Here is a 16,485-nt window from a genome sequence, read left to right on the forward strand (position 1 = left end):
CGCGTGCGCGGGCCGGGCTGGTTGCGACGCCGACCGTTGAAGACGCGGCCCGGTTGCGCGGGGCGCGGCCTCGGGCGCAGATTCGCTCGACGCGCCGGCGGCAGGAAGAATCAGCGATCACGCGCATGGATCCGGGCTCCGTCTCGCTCGCTCCGATGACGCAGGAGGATGTCCGCAGGCTGGAGGAGGGGCTCTCGACGCCCGATCAGACCGGCATCGACGCCTCCCGGCGAGGGCAGGGAATCGGTTCACTGGCACAGCGGCTCCTCGTCGAGTACCTCTTCGCCGGCACGAGGGCCGAACGGATCCAGGCGTACACGGATGTCGACAATCGAGCGGAGCGACGAGCGCTGGAGCAGGCCGGCTTCGAGGAGGAGGGCGTGCTCCGCCGTGCACAGTGGCGCGATGGAGCGTGGCACGACCTCGTGCTGTTCTCGACGCTGCGGCGCTGAGGCGAAGACCTACCGTGCGTTCGGGCGTCGCGGCCGGTGCATCTTCGCCCGCCGGGAGCGTCTCCGGAGCCGCAAGCAAGGTCCCAGCGCCCCGGGGGCCGGGCGCGCCCCGCTGATAGTGTGGTGGATCCCTGCGACCGCGCTCCTCCCGCACGACTGGACCCATGCAGCCCGAGATCCCGACGGACGACCTCTCCGATCTGCCCGGCGTCTCCTACGTGATGCCCGTGCTCAACGACGTGACTCACGTTCGCGCCGCGGTCGATTCGCTGCTGCACCAGGACTACACCGGGCCCTTCGACATCGTCCTCGCCCCGAGCATCGACGGCACAGAGGAGCTCGTCGCCGAGCTGAGCACGGCCGATCCGCGGATCAGCGTCGTGCCGAACGAGGCCGGCTCCACTCCGGCGGGCCTGAATGCGGCAATCCGCGCATCACGTCACCCGGTCGTCGTGCGAGTCGACGCGCACTCCGTCCTGCCGCCCGACTACTCGCGAACGGCCGTCGACGTGCTACGGCGCTCCGGAGCGGCCAACGTTGGCGGGGTGATGGCGGCGGAGGGGCTCACTGCGTTCCAGTGCGCCGTCGCCCGCGCGTACGGCTCGCGGATCGGTCTGGGCGGCACGCCGCACCAGGTGGGCGGCGAGGAGGGCCCGGCCGACACGGTGTACCTCGGCGTCTTCCGCCGCTCGGCCCTGGAGCGCGTGGGCCTGTTCGACGAGCGCTTCAAGCGCGGGCAGGACTGGGAGCTGAACCGGCGGCTGCGCGAGCACGGTGACGTGGTCTGGTTCACTCCGCGGCTCAGCGTCACCTACCGCCCCCGGCCGTCGATGCTCGCCCTGCTGCGGCAGTTCCTCTCGACGGGGATGTGGCGCGGGGAACTCACGCGGATGTTCCCCGCGTCACGCTCGCTGCGGTACGTCGCTCCGCCCCTGCTCGTGATGCTGCTCGTGATGCTGCTCGGGGTCGGGCTCCTGGCCGGGCTGGCTGGAGTCGTGCAGACACTCGGGGGAGCCGCGCCCTGGCTTCTGCTCGGCTTCGCGGTACCGGCCGGGTATCTCCTCCTGGTGGCCGCCGCGACGCTCGCGATCGCGCGGCGGGACGGTGCGCGTGCGATGCCGTGGTTCGCCGTGGTCATCCCGGCGGTCCACCTGGCCTGGGGGACGGGCTTCGTGCTCGGCTTCGCCGGGCTGACCAGCACCATTTCCACTCACCGCACCAGCCGCGGTCCGACTCGCCGAGGGGCGCATGACCACGACGCCGAGACCCCGCTCCCTCGCCGAGCTGCGCACCGTCGCGCAACCTCCGGAGGTGCGCGGGCGTCGCAACGCCGAGCACTGGACCGCCTCGCTCTATCTGCGCCGCTTCTCGCCGTACCTGACCTGGCTGCTGCTGACGACCTCGATCTCGGCGAACGGCGTCACCGGTCTGATGATCCTGATGGGCTGGAGCGCAGCGGCCGCGCTGCTGATCCCGGGCGTCGGCGGGGCCGCGCTGGCGCTCCTCCTGGGTCAGCTACAGATGCTGGTGGACTGCTGCGACGGTGAGGTCGCGCGCTGGCGCCGCACGTCGTCGCCGGCGGGTGTGTTCCTGGACAAGGTCGGGCATTACACGACGGAAGCGCTGATCCCGATCGCTCTGGGGGTGCGGGCGGCCGGTACCCCCTTCGACGCGCCGGCGGATTTCCTGTGGACCCCGCTCGGCCTCGCGCTGGCCCTGGTGATCGTGCTGAACAAGGCGCTGAACGACCTGGTGCATGTGGCCCGCGCGAACGCCGGCCTGACGAAGCTGGCCGACACGAAGGGCGAGGCCGTCCCGTCCTCGTCGGGTCTCGCGCGCCTGCGCCGTGCGGCGCGCTTCATACCGTTCCACCGCCTCTACCACTCCGTCGAGCTGACGATGCTGGCCTTCGCGGCTGCGCTGGTCGGCCTCGTGGTCGGTGCGGGCACCGCCGACCGGGTGCTCGTGGGGGCGCTACTCCCGCTCGCCGTCCTCGCGCTGGTGGGCCACTTCGTCGCGATCATGGCCTCGAAGCTGTCCGCTCCTGAGCCGCGGGTCGGCGTCGTCGTCCTCACTCAGGGAACCCGGCCCGACGACCTCGCTGCCGGCCTCGCGAGCGTTCTCGCGCAGGAGGGGGTCACGCTCGACGTCGTCTGCGTCGGCAACGGCTGGGAGCCGGACGGCCTGCCCGACACGGTCCGCGCGGTCGCGCTCCCCGAGAACCTCGGCATCCCCGCCGGCCGAAACGCGGGCGTGGACGCCGTCGCGGGGGACTACCTGTTCTTCCTCGATGACGATGCCCGGGTGTTGTCCCCCGCTTCCTCGTCGACGCGGTCGCGCTGCTCGGCTCGAACCGCCGCATCGGGCTGGTGCAGCCCCGGGTCGACAGCACCGACGGCTCGCCGAGCCCGCGGCGGTGGATCCCACGCATCCTCAAGGGCGACCCGCGCCGCTCCGGCCCGATCTTCTCGGTCTGGGAGGGAGCGGTCGTGCTGCGCCGCGACGTATTCACGCGGGCGGGCGGCTGAGCCGCTCCCTTCTTCTACGCCCACGAGGGCATCGAGCTGGCCTGGCGGGTGTGGGACACCGGTCGCACCGCCTGGTACGCGGGCGAGCTGGTGGCGCAGCACCCGGTGATCCAGCCGACCCGCCACGCCGACTACTACCGGCTGAATGCTCGCAACCGCGTCTGGCTCGCGCGGCGGAACCTCACCGCACCTCTTGCGGTCGCCTACGTGGCCTCGTGGAGCGCGATCCAGTGCCTCCGCTGGCGCACCGACCCGGACGCCCGGCGAGCCTGGTTCGCCGGCTGGAGGGAGGGCTGGCGCTGCGATCCGGGAGGCCGCCGCGTCCTCTCGGCCCGCACGGTGCTCCGGATGGCGGTCGCCGGGCGCCCGCCGATCGTCTAGCATCGGGGAATCCGCCCCCGCCGGGGCCCCCGAAAGGACGACGGTGTTCGATTCGACCCAGCTCTCCCCGCCCGAGCGCGTTGAGGAGGAGTCCACCCCCGCCGCACCGCACCTCCTCGCGACGGTCCGCGAGCGCCTCGGCGCCGTCGACGACGAGTTCGCCGAGCGCCTCGACGCGCACCTCCCGCGACTCGTGGAGCTGCTGTCCACGGTGTACGCCGGCCGCGCCGACCTCGTCGATCAGCTTGTCGCGATCGTCGAGCTCGCCGCCGCCTCGTGGGAGGAGCGGCCCGAGGAGCTGCGCGCACTCGACCGCGCTCGGGAGCAGCACCCGACCTGGTTCCTCTCGAACAAGGCCCTCGGAGGCGTGTGCTACGTCGACCGCTTCGCCGGCGACCTCGAGGGTCTGCGCGCCGAGATCCCGTACTTCCGCGAGATCGGGCTGAACTACCTGCACCTGATGCCGCTGTTCGACGCCCCGGAGGGGGAGTCGGACGGCGGCTACGCGGTCTCGAGCTATCGGCGCGTGCGCCCGGACCTGGGCGGCATGGAGCAGCTGCGCAGCCTCGCCTCGGAGCTGCACGAGCACGGCATCGCGCTCGTGGTCGACTTCGTCTTCAACCACACCTCGAACGAGCACGACTGGGCGCAGCGGGCTCTCGCCGGCGAGCAGCGCTTCGAGGACTACTACTGGATCTACCCCGACCGGAGGGAGCCCGACGCATTCGAGCTCACCACGCGCGAGATCTTCCCCGATGACCACCCCGGCTCCTTCGTCCAGCTGGAGGACGGCCGCTGGGTCTGGACAACCTTCCACCGCTACCAGTGGGACCTCAACTACGCCAATCCCGAGGTCTTCCGTGCCATGACTGGCGAGATGCTCTTCCTCGCCAATCAGGGCGTCGACGCCCTGCGGATGGACGCGGTCGCCTTCATCTGGAAGGAGCTCGGCACGAGCTGCGAGTCGCAGCCGGAGGCGCACCTGCTGCTGCGCGCGTTCAACGAGGTCTGCCGACTGGCCGCTCCGGCGCTGCTGTTCAAGTCCGAGGCGATCGTGCACCCCGACGAGGTGATCGAGTATGTCGACGTCCAGGAGTGCCAGCTCTCGTACAACCCGCTGCAAATGGCGCTCACCTGGGAGGCGCTCGCCACCCGCGATGTCCGCCTCCTCGCGCAGGCGCTGGAGCGCCGACACGCGCTGCCGGAAGGCACGGCCTGGGTGAACTATGTCCGCGGGCACGACGACATCGGCTGGACTTTCGCCGACGAGGACGCGGCAGAGCTGGGCATTGACGCGACCGGTCACCGCCGCTTCCTCAACGACTTCTACACCGGCCGCTTCGACGGTACGTTCGCCCGGGGAGTGCCGTTCCAGGAGAACCCGCGCACCGGCGACCGCCGCGTCTCGGGAACGACCGCCTCGCTCGCGGGCGTCGAGGCCGGCGATCCCTACGGCATCGACCGAGTGCTGCTCGCGCACTCGATTGCGCTGAGCACCGGTGGGCTGCCGCTGCTCTATCTCGGCGACGAGGTCGCCCAGCTCAACGACCACGCGTACCTGGACGATCCGACGACGGCCGGCGACTCGCGCTGGGTGAACCGGCCGCGCCGCCCCGCGGAGCGCTACGACGAGCGGGAGTTGCCGGGCACCGCCGCGAGTGAGGTCTTTGGGGGGCTGCTGCACCTGATCGCCGTGCGCAAGGCCACTGCGCTGTTCGCCGGCACCGAGCTGCGCGTCTTCGACCCGGTGAACGACCAGGTGCTGGGCTATCAGCGCCCCGGCGACGGGGAGGCGGTGCTCGTGCTCGCCAATGTGTCGGACGAGGTGCAGGAGGTGGCGGCCGCGCGCTTCGGCGCCTTCGCGGCGAACGCGGTCGACCTGGTCACCGAGATTGCGGTCGACCTCCGCGAGGGCTTCCGGCTTGCTCCGTTGCAGTTCGTCTGGCTGCGGGTGTCCGCCGCCTAATCCAACGTCGGTGGTGCCCCCGGTCCGGGGGTGGTCGCCGGTACCCTGGAGCGGATGACTCCCGCTCCCCACGCCCTGCTCGCCCGCCTGCGCACCGACGCGCGACTCGCGCGCAAGGTCGGCGGTGAGCTGCTCGCGGCCCGCCGTGCCCGCCGCGAGGTAGCCCGCCTGCTCGGCGAACGCGGCCCGCTGCCGGAGGGCCGCTTCGAGATCGGCGTCTACTTCGCCGACGGCGACCTCAACCTGTACCAGCTGCGGCAGTGGTACCGGCCGCTCGCCCAGCTGGCGCAGACGCATCCGGTGGTGCTGCTCAGCCGCAACGCGAGCGCGGCCGAGGTGCTACTGCGCGAGAGCCCGGTGCCGGTCGCCTACGTCCGCTCGGTCGCCGACCTCGAGAGCACCATCGCGAGCCAGCCGCTACGGATCGTGCTCTACGTGAACCAGAACGCCCGCAACTTCCAGATGATGCGCTACGGGCGCCGCTGGCACGTCTTCGTCAACCACGGCGAGAGCGACAAGATGTACATGACGACAAACCAGTTCAAGGCGTACGACTACAGCCTGATCGCCGGGGACGCCGCGCTCGCCCGGCTGCACCGGGTGCTCTGGGACTACGACGTCGACAAGCGCGCCCTCGCGATCGGGCGCCCGCCGGCTACGGCTCGATCCGCAGCCACGGCGTCGCGCTTGTGCGGGGCCTGCTGGCTGATCCCCGGTTCCGGCTCGTCTACCGCCCGCACCCGCGCAGCGGGGCGGTGGACGTCGAGTACGCAGCGGCGGACCGCGCGATCATCGCGATGATCGCCGCCGCCAACGCCGCCGATCCACACGCCGGCCAGGTGCACGACACGGGCGCCGAACTGGGCTGGCAGCTCGCCGCCGCCGACCTCGCGATCGTGGACGTCTCGGCGATGGTGTACGACCGGCTCGCCACCGGTCGGCCGCTGCTGGTCACCCGCCCGGCGAGCCCCCAGGCCGAGGTGGACGAGAGCGGCTACCTGGGTGATGCGGAGTGGCTGCACGCGGAGGACTCCGCGGCGATCGTCTCGCGGGTCGACAGCGCCGAGCTGATCCGGAAGCGGCCGAGCGGCTGAACCGCTGGGTGCGCCGCTACTTCGGCGACACCTCCCCGGGAACGTCGACGCGTCGCTTCCACGCGGCGATCGAGCATCTGCTCGAGCAGTGGCAGCTGCACGCGGCCCTGCACCGGGGCGACGCGGCGGTCGACGACCACGATCCGGACGGGTGATTCGGTCGCGAGGGCCGCGCCCAGGCCGCCGCGTCAAGGGTCGGCGGCGTCGCCGGGAGGCCTGCGAGCATCCCACTACGCTCGATCCATGATCACACCGCGCGCCTTCGCCCGCTCCCGCCGGCGCCGGTCGGCTGCCGCTCATCCCGCGGTCGAGCCGGACATCGTGGTCTCCGCCGACCGGGAGAAGCCGGTGTTCACGATCCGCTCGTTCCGGATCGGCTTCTTCGGCGCGCTCGGCGTGCTGGTGGCGCTCGCGCTCGGCGGACTCCTGGTGCAGCTGAGCACGGTGCTGACCTACATCTTCGTCGCGATGTTCTTCGCGCTCGGCCTCGATCCGCTCGTCTCCTGGCTCGAGAGCAAGCGCCTGCCCCGACCGCTGGCGATCACCGCGGTGTTCGCCGCAGTGGTGCTGCTCTTCGCCGGGCTCTTGATCTATATCATTCCGATCCTGGTCGAGCAGCTGACGATGTTCGTCACGAGTGCCCCTCAGATCGTCACCGACATCGCCTCGCAGAAGTGGGTGCTTGACCTCGAGCAGCAGCTGCGCGGCGTTGTCGAAATCGACGAGTTGATCCGGAGCGTCCAGAGCTTCATCGGCAATCCCAACAACTTGCTCTCGCTGGGCGGTGGCCTGATCGCCGTGGGGACCGGCATCGCCAGCGGTGTCACGGGCTCCGCCATCGTGCTGATCCTGACGCTCTACTTCCTCGCTTCCCTGCGCTCGATGAAGGCTGTCGCGTACCGCTTCGCACCCGCCTCGCACCGGGCGAAGGCGCACGAGGTCGGGGACGAGATCACCGGCGCTGTCGGCCGATACATGGTCGGTCAGGTCTCTCTCGCCGGTGTGAACGGCGTACTGACCTTCATTCTGTTGCTCGTGATCGGCGGGCCGGTGCCGGCGTTGCTGGCCTGCGTCGCGTTCCTCGGCTCGCTGATTCCGCTGGTTGGAACCCTCTCGGCCGCGGTGATCATCTCGCTCGCCTGCCTGCTCACCTCACCGCTGACCGCGCTGATCGCCGCGATCTACTACCTCGTCTATATGCAGGTGGAGGCGTACATCCTCGTCCCGCGGATCATGAACAGGGCGGTCTCGGTGCCCGGCGCTGTCGTCGTGATTGCTGCGGTCGGCGGTGGCACGATCGCGGGTGTGCTCGGCGCGCTGGTCGCGATCCCGGTCGCCGCCTCAGTGATCATCGTCGTGCAGAAGGTCGTCTTCCCGCAGCAGGACGCGAAGTAGTGACTCCTCTCCTGCGGGCGGCCGGCGGCGTTAGCGCCAGGGAGCCGTGCACCGCGGGGTCGCTGGTCGTCCGTGGTATCTCTGAAGGATGACTCGAGACTCCGCCTTGCACATCACCGACGATCCCGACGCCGACGCTCTCCTGAGCCGCGACCCGCTCGCCCTGCTGATCGGGATGCTCCTCGACCAGCAGGTCGCGATGGAGACGGCCTTTTCGGGGCCGCTCACGATCGAGGAGCGTCTGGAAGCGGCCGGCACCTCCTTCGACGTCGCGTCTATCGCCGGCTTCGATGAGGCCGCGTTCTCGGAGCTCTGCCGTACTCCGCCCGCCGTGCACCGCTATCCGTCGAATATGGCGGGCCGGGTGCAGGTATTCTGCCGGGCGCTCGTCGACGACTGGGACGGTGACGTGTCGGCCCTGTGGACTCGCGATGACCCCGACGGCCGCACTGTCTTCGCCCGCCTGAAGGCGCTGCCCGGCTTCGGCGAGCAGAAGGCGCGGATCTTCCTCGCCCTGCTCGGCAAGCAGCGGGGCTTCGCGGGGGAGGGCTGGCGCGAGGCCGCCGGCTCCTACGGAGAGGAGGGTTCGTTCCGCTCGGTCGCCGACATCGTCTCGCCGGAGTCGCTGACGAAGGTCCGCGCCACCAAGCAGGCCGCAAAGGCCGCGGCCAAGGCGAAGAAGTAGGGCCGGCCGCGTCGACATCGCGACCAGCGCCCGCCGTGTCGGAGGCCGCGATGTCGGCACAGGCTGGAGCCGGACGGGAAGCCGGTATCGAATCGAGGTCGAGAGTCGAGTTGCGGGCACCGGGGGCCGAGAATCGAGCGTTCGACCTCGGTTGCGAACGCCTTCGGACCGGGACCGCGAGCGCCGGCCGGTAGTGTGATGCGGATGCTCCCCTCCGCCACCGCCCGGCTGCGCTTCCGCGAGATGGACGATGCGGACCTCCCCTCGATGGCGGATCTTCTCGGCGACCCGGTGGTGATGCGGTACTATCCGGCGCCGAAGAATCGCGAGGAGGTGGCCGCCTGGATCGCCTGGAACCGGCGGAACTACCGGGAGTACGGCATCGGGCTCTGGATCGTCGAGACCCTTGATGGCGCATTCGTCGGGGACTGCGGTCTGACCTGGCAGGGAGTCAACGGCGGGCTCGAGCTCGAGGTCGGTTACCACATGCGAGCCGACCTGCACGGCCACGGCTACGCGACGGAGGCGGCTGCGGCCTGCCGTGACCTGGCCCTCGCCCACGGTCTCGCGGCTCGCCTCGTGGCGATCGTCCACCCGGACAATGCGGCGTCGCGGCGGGTCGCCGAGAAGATCGGCCTGCGCGTGATCGGAGAGGATCTAGGCGGCGGGCCGCTCGTTCGCACCGTGCTCGGGATGGCGCTCAGTGGGCACGAGCGCCCTCGCAACGAAGGCTGAGCGGCCCGACGCTCCGATCCGGCCGCTCAGCCTTCGTTGTGCAGGCCCGGAACGCTAGAGCCGGTCCTCCAGCGCCGCAATCAGCGCCGCGCGGTCCTCACGCAGGATCGACGCTCCGCCGCCCGGCACGCTCCGCACCTCGACTCCGCGGCCGGCCAGCACCGTGGGTAGCGAGGCGTGGCCCAGCGGATCCTCCGGCAGCACCGCGAGCGTCAGGTCCGGGAACGTCTCGGGAGCGTCGGCCGCGCCGCGCGCCGTGAGCCCGTCGGCGGAGTCCTGGTCCCAGAGCGCGTACGCCGACACGTCGAGCTCGATCTGCTCGTCGGTCCAGATCGGGTGGCGGTGGCGGAGGGAGTCGGCGTCGCCCTTCTCGACGTGCGCGACCGAGCCACCGCGGTGCAGAGCTCGGGTCACGCCGCGCGTGTTTGAGAAGGCGGGGTCGAGCAGGATCAGCCGGTCAGCGCGGTACTCCGGAGCGAGCCGGGCGGCGACGACGGCGCCGAGACCGTGTCCGATGATCAGGTCGGGGGTCTGCGGCACCGAGGCCCGCACATCTGCGGCCCAGCGCTGCGGCGAGTACACCGGCGACCTCGGTGACCCGCCGTGGCCCGCGAGGTCGGGAGCCAGCACGCGGTAGCCGTGCTCGTGCAGTGTCGGCACGAGCGCGTACCAGATCCGGGAGTCGGCACCGAGCCCGTGCAGAAGGAGCGCGATCCGCTCGCCCGTTCCGCTGTAGTCGCGCACGAAGAGCGCGAGCGGTTCTGCCGGTGCCGCAGCCAGCGCCTTGCGCTCGGCGCGCGTCGGCTCCAGCACGAGCGTGTTGCCGAACACCTGCGGTGCGGGTCCGAATGCGTCGCGGGCGCTCTGGACCACCGTGCGGCCGAGCATTGCGTTGCCGACGCCGCCCAGCGCCGCCCCAATCCCGAAGGGCATCGCTCGGCCGACCAGCCCCGCGCCCTGCTGCGCCAGGAAGTGCCTGACGAAAGACTTCTTCGCGCGGTCGGCCAGCTCGCCCACCAGGAACGAGGGCAGCCCCTTGGTCACCACCGAGCCCCAGTACTGGTTGAGGCCGGCGCCTCCGCCGACGGCGTGACCGGCCACCTGGCGCACCATCTCGCTGCCGGAGGACCCCATCATCAGCGTGAGGACGAGGGCCCGCGCGCGGTCCGGATCCTCGAGCGGGATGCCGTGCACCTCCGTCACTGACTGCGCGAAGAGGGCGCTCGCCTCGAGGAAACCCGCGGCACCCGCGCCGGAGAGGGCCACCGAGGTGGCCGTGCCGATGCCGGGGACGACCGCCGTCGCTCCGATCATTGCGCCACCCGCGGCCACGCTCGAGAGGTATTGCCGTTCGAGCGAGGTGATGATCTGCTCCGGTGTCGCCCCGGGCCGTCGCCGTCGCAGCAGGCGGATGTTCGCCAGCACGGCCGGGCGCTGCACCGCGAGGAGCCGGTCGAGCATCTTCGCGAGCTGCGTGTTCTCGGATCCGTCGGTCGGCTCGAGTCCGCCGGCCCTCTCGACGGCGCGCTCGCGTTTGCGGTCCTTGTGGGCCATGTCCTGCACTCCTGCGTCCTGGGGTGCCGAGCGCGGGAGCGGTCAGTCGTCGGAGACGGTGCCCCGAACGGGTGGGTCCTCGGCCGGCGCCGCGCTGCTCCGCGGTGTCGGCGCGTAGTCCTCAGCGTAACGTGCGAGCACCTCCTCCATCGGTGCGTCCAGCACCAGGCGGCCCTTGTCGAGGTAGAGGCCGCGGCTGCAGAAGCGGCGCAGGTCGCGCTCGTTGTGCGAGACAAAGAAGAGGGTGCGGCCGGAGGCGAGTAACTCCTCGATCCGCGCGTAACACTTCTCGCGGAAAGCCTTGTCGCCGACCGCGAGCACCTCGTCGACGAGGATGATCGGCTCCTCGAGCCGGGAGACGACCGAGAACGCGATGCGCACCTTCATCCCGCTGGAGAGGTGCTTGTAGGGGGTGTCGAGGAAGTCGCCGATCTCGGCGAACTCGATGATCGAGTCGAAGCGGGCGTCGACCTCGCGCTTGGACATCCCGTGCAGCCCCGCGGTCAGGTAGACGTTCTCGCGGACGCTGAGATCGGCGACGAACCCGCCGGTGATCTCGATGAGCGGAGCGACGCCGCCGCGCACCTGCACCGCGCCCTCGTCCGGCAGCACCACTCCGGCGACCAGCTTGAGCAGCGTCGACTTGCCCTGCCCGTTCCGGGCCACCACGCCGATCGCCTCGCCCGCGCGCACCTGCAGGTCGAGGCCGCGCAACGCCCAGAACTCGCCCGGCCGAGAGCGGCGCGAGCGCCCGGCGAAGAGGTCCTTGAAGGAGCGTCGGCCCCGCCGGTTGCGGCGGAAGCGAATTCCGAGCCCACGGCACTCGATCACCACAGGAGCGTCGGCCATCACAGTTCCTTGAGCATCGCGCGCTCGCAGCGGCGGAAGACGACCAGGCCCAGCGCCAGCACGAGGACCGAGATCGCCGCCGAGGCGGCGATGAGCGGAACGTCCGGCGCGCTCGTGAAAAAGGCGGAGCGATACAGCGCGAAGATCCCGCTGAGCGGGTTGAGCGCGGCGAGCGGACGGATCTGCTCGGGCAGGTCAGCGGTGGAGTAGATGATCGGCGACGCAGAGAAGAGGAACCGCAGCAGGAGCTTCACCGCCCGCTCCAGGTCGCGGAAGAACACCACGAGCGGAGCGACGAGCAGGCCCACCCCGAGCGTGAGCACCGCCTGCAGCAGGGTCGCCACGGGAAACAGCAGCACCGCCCAGGTCAGCTGGGCACCGGCGATCACGGCGAACAGCGCCAGCACCGGCAGGCTCGCCACGAACTCGACGCCCTTGGAGAGCACGATCCGCCCCACCCACATGGTGCGCGGGATCGACGTCGAGCGCACCAGCTTTGCCTCGCGGAGGAACGCGCGGGTGGCGTCGGAGGTCGCCTGGTTGAACCACATCCACGGGAGGAGCCCGACGAGCAGGAAGACGATGTACGGGTCCTCGCCGACGGTTCGCTGGAACACAGCGGTGAAGACGAAGAAATAGATCCCCGACATCACGAGCGGGTCCAGTACCGACCAGAGATAGCCGAGTGCGCTCGTGGCGTAGCGGACGGTGAGGTCGCGCTTGGTGAGTAGCCAGAGGGAGTGGCGGTAGCGCCAGACGGGGGAGCGGCGGTGTCGCAGCTCCGACTCGCTCGCGAGGAGGTCGGCCGTGCTCACTGCGCGACTCCTCCCGACCGGCTCCGACTGAGTTGCAGAGGAGCCGTGAGCGTCAGACGAAGAGGTTCGCCCGCTCGAGGTCCTCGGCGAAGTCCACTTCGACGGCGTAGAAGTCGGAGATGTCCATCGGCTCGACAAGCATTCTGTCCTGCTCGATCGCCAACTCTCTGCCACGCTCGAAGTAGTCCTGGGCGTCGACCCGGGCGAGCTGACGCATCAGAGCGGCCTTGTCGGAGGCGGACACAGAGTTGATCCCGACCGCCTCGCCGAGGCCGCCGCTCACCGTCTTGGACAGCTCCTGGATATAGCCCTCGGCGCTCGTCGTGTACTTGACCTCCTCGTCCGACACCTTCGCCGTGTTGACGGTGACGAAGGAAACGTCTTTCGAGATGAGGCCGGCTGCGCGGTCGAGGACGCGCGGGTCGAAGACGACGTCGCCGTTCATCCAGAGCACGCCGCCGTGGCCGCTGGCGTGAAGCGCGCGGAGCAGGCTCTTGGACGTGTTGGTCTGGTCGTACTGCTCGTTGTAGACGAATGTCGCCGAAGAAAAAGCCTCGATGATGTGCTCGAGTTTGTAGCCGACGACGATGCTCACCGGGATCTTCGTACCGAAGGCGTGGTGAATGTTGTCGAACTGCTGCTGCAGGATCGTGCGGCCGTCGTTCAGTGGAGTGAGTGGCTGGGGGAGAAAGCGGCCGAGCCGGCTGCCCATTCCTGCGGCGAGGATGACGACGGTGGCGGGGCCGTTGCTCGTCGAACCTCTGTGCACCATCATTTCTTCCCCTCGAATTCACCGCTGGGTCTCGAACTGAACCACTTTTCGGCTAGAGACACAGTGTACAGTTCACGCCTCTCGGGGCCGGGGTGGTTGACCTTTCGCCGTGTCGTCGGTGATCGGCGCGGGCGCCGACGCGCCGCGAGCGAGTTGGTACCGTAGCCGGATGACGTCCGCGACGAACACCGAGCCCGCGGAGAGCGCCACGGATCCGGACGGCGCCTCGCCCGTCGTCTTCGAGCTGCACCAGCTGACCCGCACCTTCGGTCGGACCGTGGCGGTGGACCGCATCGACCTGGCTGTGCGAGCGGGAACCTTTTACGGCATCATCGGCCCCAATGGCGCGGGCAAGACGACGACGCTCTCGATGATGACGGGTCTGCTGCGCCCCGACACCGGCCGCGCGCTCGTGCACGGGGTCGACGTCTGGAAAGACCCGACTGCCGCGAAGCCGCTGATCGGGGTCCTGCCCGACCGCCTCCGTCTGTTCGACCGGCTCACCGGCGCACAGTTCCTGGCTTACTCCGCGGCGCTGCGCGGCATCGACCTCGCGACGGCGAAGCAGCGCACGATCGAGCTGGCCGACGCGCTGAGTCTCACCGACGCGCTGGAGCGCCTGATCTCGGACTACTCCGCCGGCATGGCGAAAAAGGTGGCCCTCGCCGGGGCGATGATTCACGCTCCGCGCGTGCTGGTCCTCGACGAGCCGTTCGAGTCGGTCGACCCGGTCTCTTCGGCCGCGGTGATCACCGTGCTGCGCCGCTTCGTCAACGGCGGCGGCACGGTGGTCCTCTCCAGTCACAGTCTCGACTTCATCGAGCGCGTCTGCGATGACGTGGCGGTCATCGTCGGTGGTCGGGTGCTCGCCTCTGGCCCGGTCGCCGAGGTCGCGGGTACCGTGACACTGGAGGAGCGCTTCATGGAACTCGCGGGCGGCAAGCAGATCGCCGAGGGACTGCAGTGGTTGCACGACTTCTCCGGCTGAAGATCGACGTCCTCCTCGGCACGTTCCGCTCCGGGCCCGCGCGCTCGGCAGGAGCCGTCCTCGGTGTGCTCGTTGTGGTCGCGGTGACGGCGCTCCTGCTCGCGGCGGTCGGTGCGCTGCGTTCCTTCGATACGGCCGCCGGCGCCGTCGTGACCGCCGGTGGGCTCATCACGGTCGGCTTCCTGGTGCTGCCCTTCCTGCTCGGTCCGCTCGATCCGATGGATCCGCGCGCCTTCCGGCTCTTCTCCGTGCCGCCGCTGCGACTGGCGGGCGCGCTCGCACTGGCCGGGGTGGTGTCGGTGCCGACGCTCGCCCTGCTGGTGGTCGGGCTGGCCAGCGCCGCGCTGTTCCCCGGCGCCGGCGCCTTCGCCGTGCTCGGCCCGCTGCTCGCGGTGGCGACGACGTCTCTGTTCGCGCGGATCGGCCTCGCCGCCTCCGCCGCGCTCGTGCCCTCCCGGACCGCCCGCGAGCTGCTCGCCGTGCTCGGCCTGGTGCTGCTGCTCGGTGGCCCCGCCTCCCTCGCCGCCGCGGCGCTGCTCGACACGGGGGACACTCCGGTGCTCGAGCGCTGGGGTGCGGCAGTGGGAGCCACTCCGTTCGGCGCCGCCTGGGCACTCGCGCCGGCCGCCGAGTCCGGCGACCCACTCGGTGCACTTGTCCTCGCGCTTCTCACGCTGGTGGCCGCCGGCGCGCTGTGGTGGCTCGTCGTCCGCACGCTGACCGGGCGCCCCGAGCGCACGCACCGCCCGCCACGCGGCCTGCGCCTGGGCTGGTTCGACGTGCTCGCCTCGACCCGGACCGGAGCGATCGCGGCGCGCAGCATCACGTACTGGCTCCGTGACCCCCGCTACCAAGCGTCGCTCGTCGCGGTCCCGGTGCTACCGATCGCGGCCCTGCTTCTGCTTGCGGTCGTCGGCGTGCCCTTCCCGTTGCTCTCGCTACTCCCGGTGCCGCTGGTCGCGCTGTTCCTCGGCTGGTTCCTGCACAACGACGTCGCCTACGACGGATCCGCGTTCTGGCTGCACGTCGCGGCCGGCGTCCGCGGCTGGTCCGACCGGCTCGGCCGCGCCTTCCCGACGCTCCTGCTCGGCGTGCCGATCGTGGTCCTCGGCTCCCTCATCAGCAGCGCGACCTCGGGGCTGCCCGACGCGCTGCCTGTCGTGCTCGCGGTGAACACCTGCCTCCTGCTCGTGCCCGCCGGAGTCGCCAGCGCGATCTCGGCGTGGCTCGCCTACCCGGCGCCGCGCCCGGGTGACAGTGCGTTCGTGCAGCCGCAGGCGCCCGGAGCCAGCGGCGCCGGGCCGCAGTCGTTCGCGTTCGGTCTGGGCCTGCTCCTCTCGGCGCCGACGGTGGTGCTCGGCGTCCGAGCGCTCTTCGTCGACGCGGGGGCGGCCGGGGATGCCGTGCTCGTCGGCCTGGGTAGTGCGATGCTCGTCTTCGCCCTCGGCGTGCTGATCGGCGGCTGGCTGTTCGAGCGCCGCGCGACCGAGCTGGTCGCCTTCACCAGCCGCTACTAGCGGCCGACGAGCGCCTCGAGCTCGACGACCACCAGGTCAGGGCGCGTGAGGAACGGGTGATGGCCGGTCGGCACGTCGACCGAGCGCGTCGCGCGCTCCGCGTGGGAGCGCTGGAGCCCGACGGACGTGCTGCGATCCTCAGTGCAGACCAGGTACGTCGAATCCACGCCCTGCCATCCCGCCCGGGTGGTGGGAGTGGAGAAGGCGGTCGCCGCCTGCGCGCCGACCCGCTGCCACGCGCCCGCACGGTCCTCATCGTTGCCGTCCTGGAGGAAACGGTCGGCGAAGGACCGCGCGTCGTAGCCGGTGATCTGCAGCGATCCGTCGGGCAGCAGCCCGATGCGCACCGGATCCGGCTCGCCGCTCATGATCGCGCCCTGCGAGAGGCCGGGCTCGGGAGTGTAGGACGAGATGAGGAGCAGACCCACGACGGCCGGGTGGAGGCCCGCCTCGGCGATGACGGTGCCGCCGTAGGAGTGACCGACGAGCACGGTCGGGCCGCTATCGTCCAGCGCCTCCCGCAGTGCTACCGCGTCGGCGGTGAGGCCGGGTTCCCCCTCGCCGGTCGACTCTGCGCAGGAGGGGAGCGCCAGGGCCCGGCTGCGGATGCCGGTTCGCTCCTCGAGCAGGGCGGCGGCTCGACGCCACCACCAACCGCCGTCGCGCACCAGCGCGCCGTGCACGAAGAGTACGTCCACCGGGTCTCCTTATCCTCCGCTGCGTCGACGCTAGCGTCCAAGCGTAGGATCGACGG

15 protein-coding genes and 3 pseudogenes are annotated in these 16,485 nt (G+C 70.7%); 13 read left to right on the plus strand and 5 right to left on the minus strand.

Translation table 11 applies throughout. The annotated features are described in order from the left end of the window. Nucleotides 1–125 precede the first annotated feature (125 nt). The 11 genes and pseudogenes from C1O28_RS03545 to C1O28_RS03585 all read left to right on the plus strand — a co-directional run bounded on the left by C1O28_RS03545 (nucleotide 126) and on the right by C1O28_RS03585 (nucleotide 9,236). The gene (locus C1O28_RS03545) at nucleotides 126–452 is read left to right on the plus strand and encodes a GNAT family N-acetyltransferase (protein ID WP_097166563.1); all 327 of its coding nucleotides are present in this window, start codon (nucleotides 126–128) and stop codon (nucleotides 450–452) included. Between the two features lie 164 nt (nucleotides 453–616). After that, nucleotides 617–1,288 (plus strand): annotated as a pseudogene (locus C1O28_RS15900) (glycosyltransferase); the annotation flags it as partial. Between the two features lie 412 nt (nucleotides 1,289–1,700). Then, a pseudogene (locus tag C1O28_RS15560) lies at nucleotides 1,701–2,486 on the plus strand (CDP-alcohol phosphatidyltransferase family protein); the annotation flags it as partial. Further along, nucleotides 2,475–3,361, plus strand: a pseudogene (locus C1O28_RS15565) (glycosyltransferase family 2 protein). The pseudogenes C1O28_RS15560 and C1O28_RS15565, both read left to right, overlap by 12 nt. 43 nt (nucleotides 3,362–3,404) lie before the next feature. Then, nucleotides 3,405–5,327, plus strand: a complete 1,923-nt coding sequence (locus tag C1O28_RS03565; RefSeq protein WP_097166560.1) for an alpha-amylase family protein — start codon at nucleotides 3,405–3,407, stop codon at nucleotides 5,325–5,327. A gap of 54 nt (nucleotides 5,328–5,381) precedes the next feature. Beyond that, complete coding sequence (locus C1O28_RS15905) at nucleotides 5,382–6,128, plus strand: hypothetical protein (RefSeq protein ID WP_337189897.1); 747 nt, start codon at nucleotides 5,382–5,384, stop codon at nucleotides 6,126–6,128. Continuing rightward, nucleotides 6,083–6,421 carry a hypothetical protein gene (locus tag C1O28_RS15910; RefSeq protein WP_337189898.1) on the plus strand — a complete coding sequence of 113 codons (339 nt, stop codon included), beginning with the start codon at nucleotides 6,083–6,085 and terminating at the stop codon, nucleotides 6,419–6,421. Before C1O28_RS15905 ends, C1O28_RS15910 begins: the two co-directional genes overlap by 46 nt. 8 nt (nucleotides 6,422–6,429) lie before the next feature. Beyond that, the gene (locus C1O28_RS15915; protein ID WP_337189899.1) at nucleotides 6,430–6,576 is read left to right on the plus strand and encodes a hypothetical protein; all 147 of its coding nucleotides are present in this window, start codon (nucleotides 6,430–6,432) and stop codon (nucleotides 6,574–6,576) included. 88 nt (nucleotides 6,577–6,664) lie between these two features. After that, entirely contained in the window at nucleotides 6,665–7,816 is a 1,152-nt protein-coding gene (locus C1O28_RS03575; RefSeq protein WP_097166559.1) for an AI-2E family transporter, read from the plus strand. A gap of 88 nt (nucleotides 7,817–7,904) precedes the next feature. Continuing rightward, complete coding sequence (locus C1O28_RS03580) at nucleotides 7,905–8,501, plus strand: HhH-GPD-type base excision DNA repair protein (protein WP_097166558.1); 597 nt, start codon at nucleotides 7,905–7,907, stop codon at nucleotides 8,499–8,501. 204 nt (nucleotides 8,502–8,705) lie between these two features. After that, nucleotides 8,706–9,236: a GNAT family N-acetyltransferase gene (locus C1O28_RS03585; RefSeq protein WP_097166705.1), complete on the plus strand. Its 531-nt coding sequence runs from the start codon at nucleotides 8,706–8,708 to the stop codon at nucleotides 9,234–9,236. Nucleotides 9,237–9,290: 54 nt separating this feature from the next. On the opposite strand, the gene C1O28_RS03590 is transcribed toward C1O28_RS03585, so the two are convergent. The 4 genes from C1O28_RS03590 to C1O28_RS03605 are packed head-to-tail and all read right to left on the minus strand — an operon-like array spanning nucleotide 9,291 to nucleotide 13,226. Next, nucleotides 9,291–10,790 (minus strand): alpha/beta hydrolase, encoded by a 1,500-nt coding sequence (locus C1O28_RS03590; protein WP_097166557.1) that lies wholly within the window; start codon nucleotides 10,788–10,790, stop codon nucleotides 9,291–9,293. A 42-nt stretch (nucleotides 10,791–10,832) separates the two neighbouring features. Then, nucleotides 10,833–11,639, minus strand: coding sequence for an ABC transporter ATP-binding protein (locus C1O28_RS03595; RefSeq protein ID WP_097166556.1), 807 nt, complete (start codon nucleotides 11,637–11,639; stop codon nucleotides 10,833–10,835). Then, the gene (locus C1O28_RS03600) at nucleotides 11,639–12,454 is read right to left on the minus strand and encodes an ABC transporter permease (RefSeq protein ID WP_419866651.1); all 816 of its coding nucleotides are present in this window, start codon (nucleotides 12,452–12,454) and stop codon (nucleotides 11,639–11,641) included. Before C1O28_RS03600 ends, C1O28_RS03595 begins: the two co-directional genes overlap by 1 nt. A 52-nt stretch (nucleotides 12,455–12,506) precedes the next feature. Continuing rightward, nucleotides 12,507–13,226 carry a phosphocholine cytidylyltransferase family protein gene (locus C1O28_RS03605; protein ID WP_097166703.1) on the minus strand — a complete coding sequence of 240 codons (720 nt, stop codon included), beginning with the start codon at nucleotides 13,224–13,226 and terminating at the stop codon, nucleotides 12,507–12,509. Between the two features lie 169 nt (nucleotides 13,227–13,395). Here C1O28_RS03605 and C1O28_RS03610 point away from each other — a divergent pair, with 169 nt between their 5' ends. Both C1O28_RS03610 and C1O28_RS03615 read left to right on the plus strand, forming a co-directional pair. Continuing rightward, on the plus strand, nucleotides 13,396–14,214 hold the full coding sequence (locus tag C1O28_RS03610) for an ABC transporter ATP-binding protein (RefSeq protein ID WP_097166555.1): 819 nt from the start codon (nucleotides 13,396–13,398) through the stop codon (nucleotides 14,212–14,214). Next, nucleotides 14,190–15,731: an ABC transporter permease gene (locus C1O28_RS03615; protein WP_097166554.1), complete on the plus strand. Its 1,542-nt coding sequence runs from the start codon at nucleotides 14,190–14,192 to the stop codon at nucleotides 15,729–15,731. The genes C1O28_RS03610 and C1O28_RS03615 overlap by 25 nt, the downstream gene beginning before the upstream one ends. On the opposite strand, the gene C1O28_RS03620 is transcribed toward C1O28_RS03615, so the two are convergent. Beyond that, nucleotides 15,728–16,429 carry an alpha/beta hydrolase gene (locus tag C1O28_RS03620; protein WP_097166553.1) on the minus strand — a complete coding sequence of 234 codons (702 nt, stop codon included), beginning with the start codon at nucleotides 16,427–16,429 and terminating at the stop codon, nucleotides 15,728–15,730. The genes C1O28_RS03615 and C1O28_RS03620 overlap by 4 nt on opposite strands. Nucleotides 16,430–16,485: the final 56 nt, after the last annotated feature.

It is taken from the genome of Rathayibacter rathayi (assembly GCF_004011095.1).
Lineage (GTDB): Bacteria > Actinomycetota > Actinomycetes > Actinomycetales > Microbacteriaceae > Rathayibacter > Rathayibacter rathayi.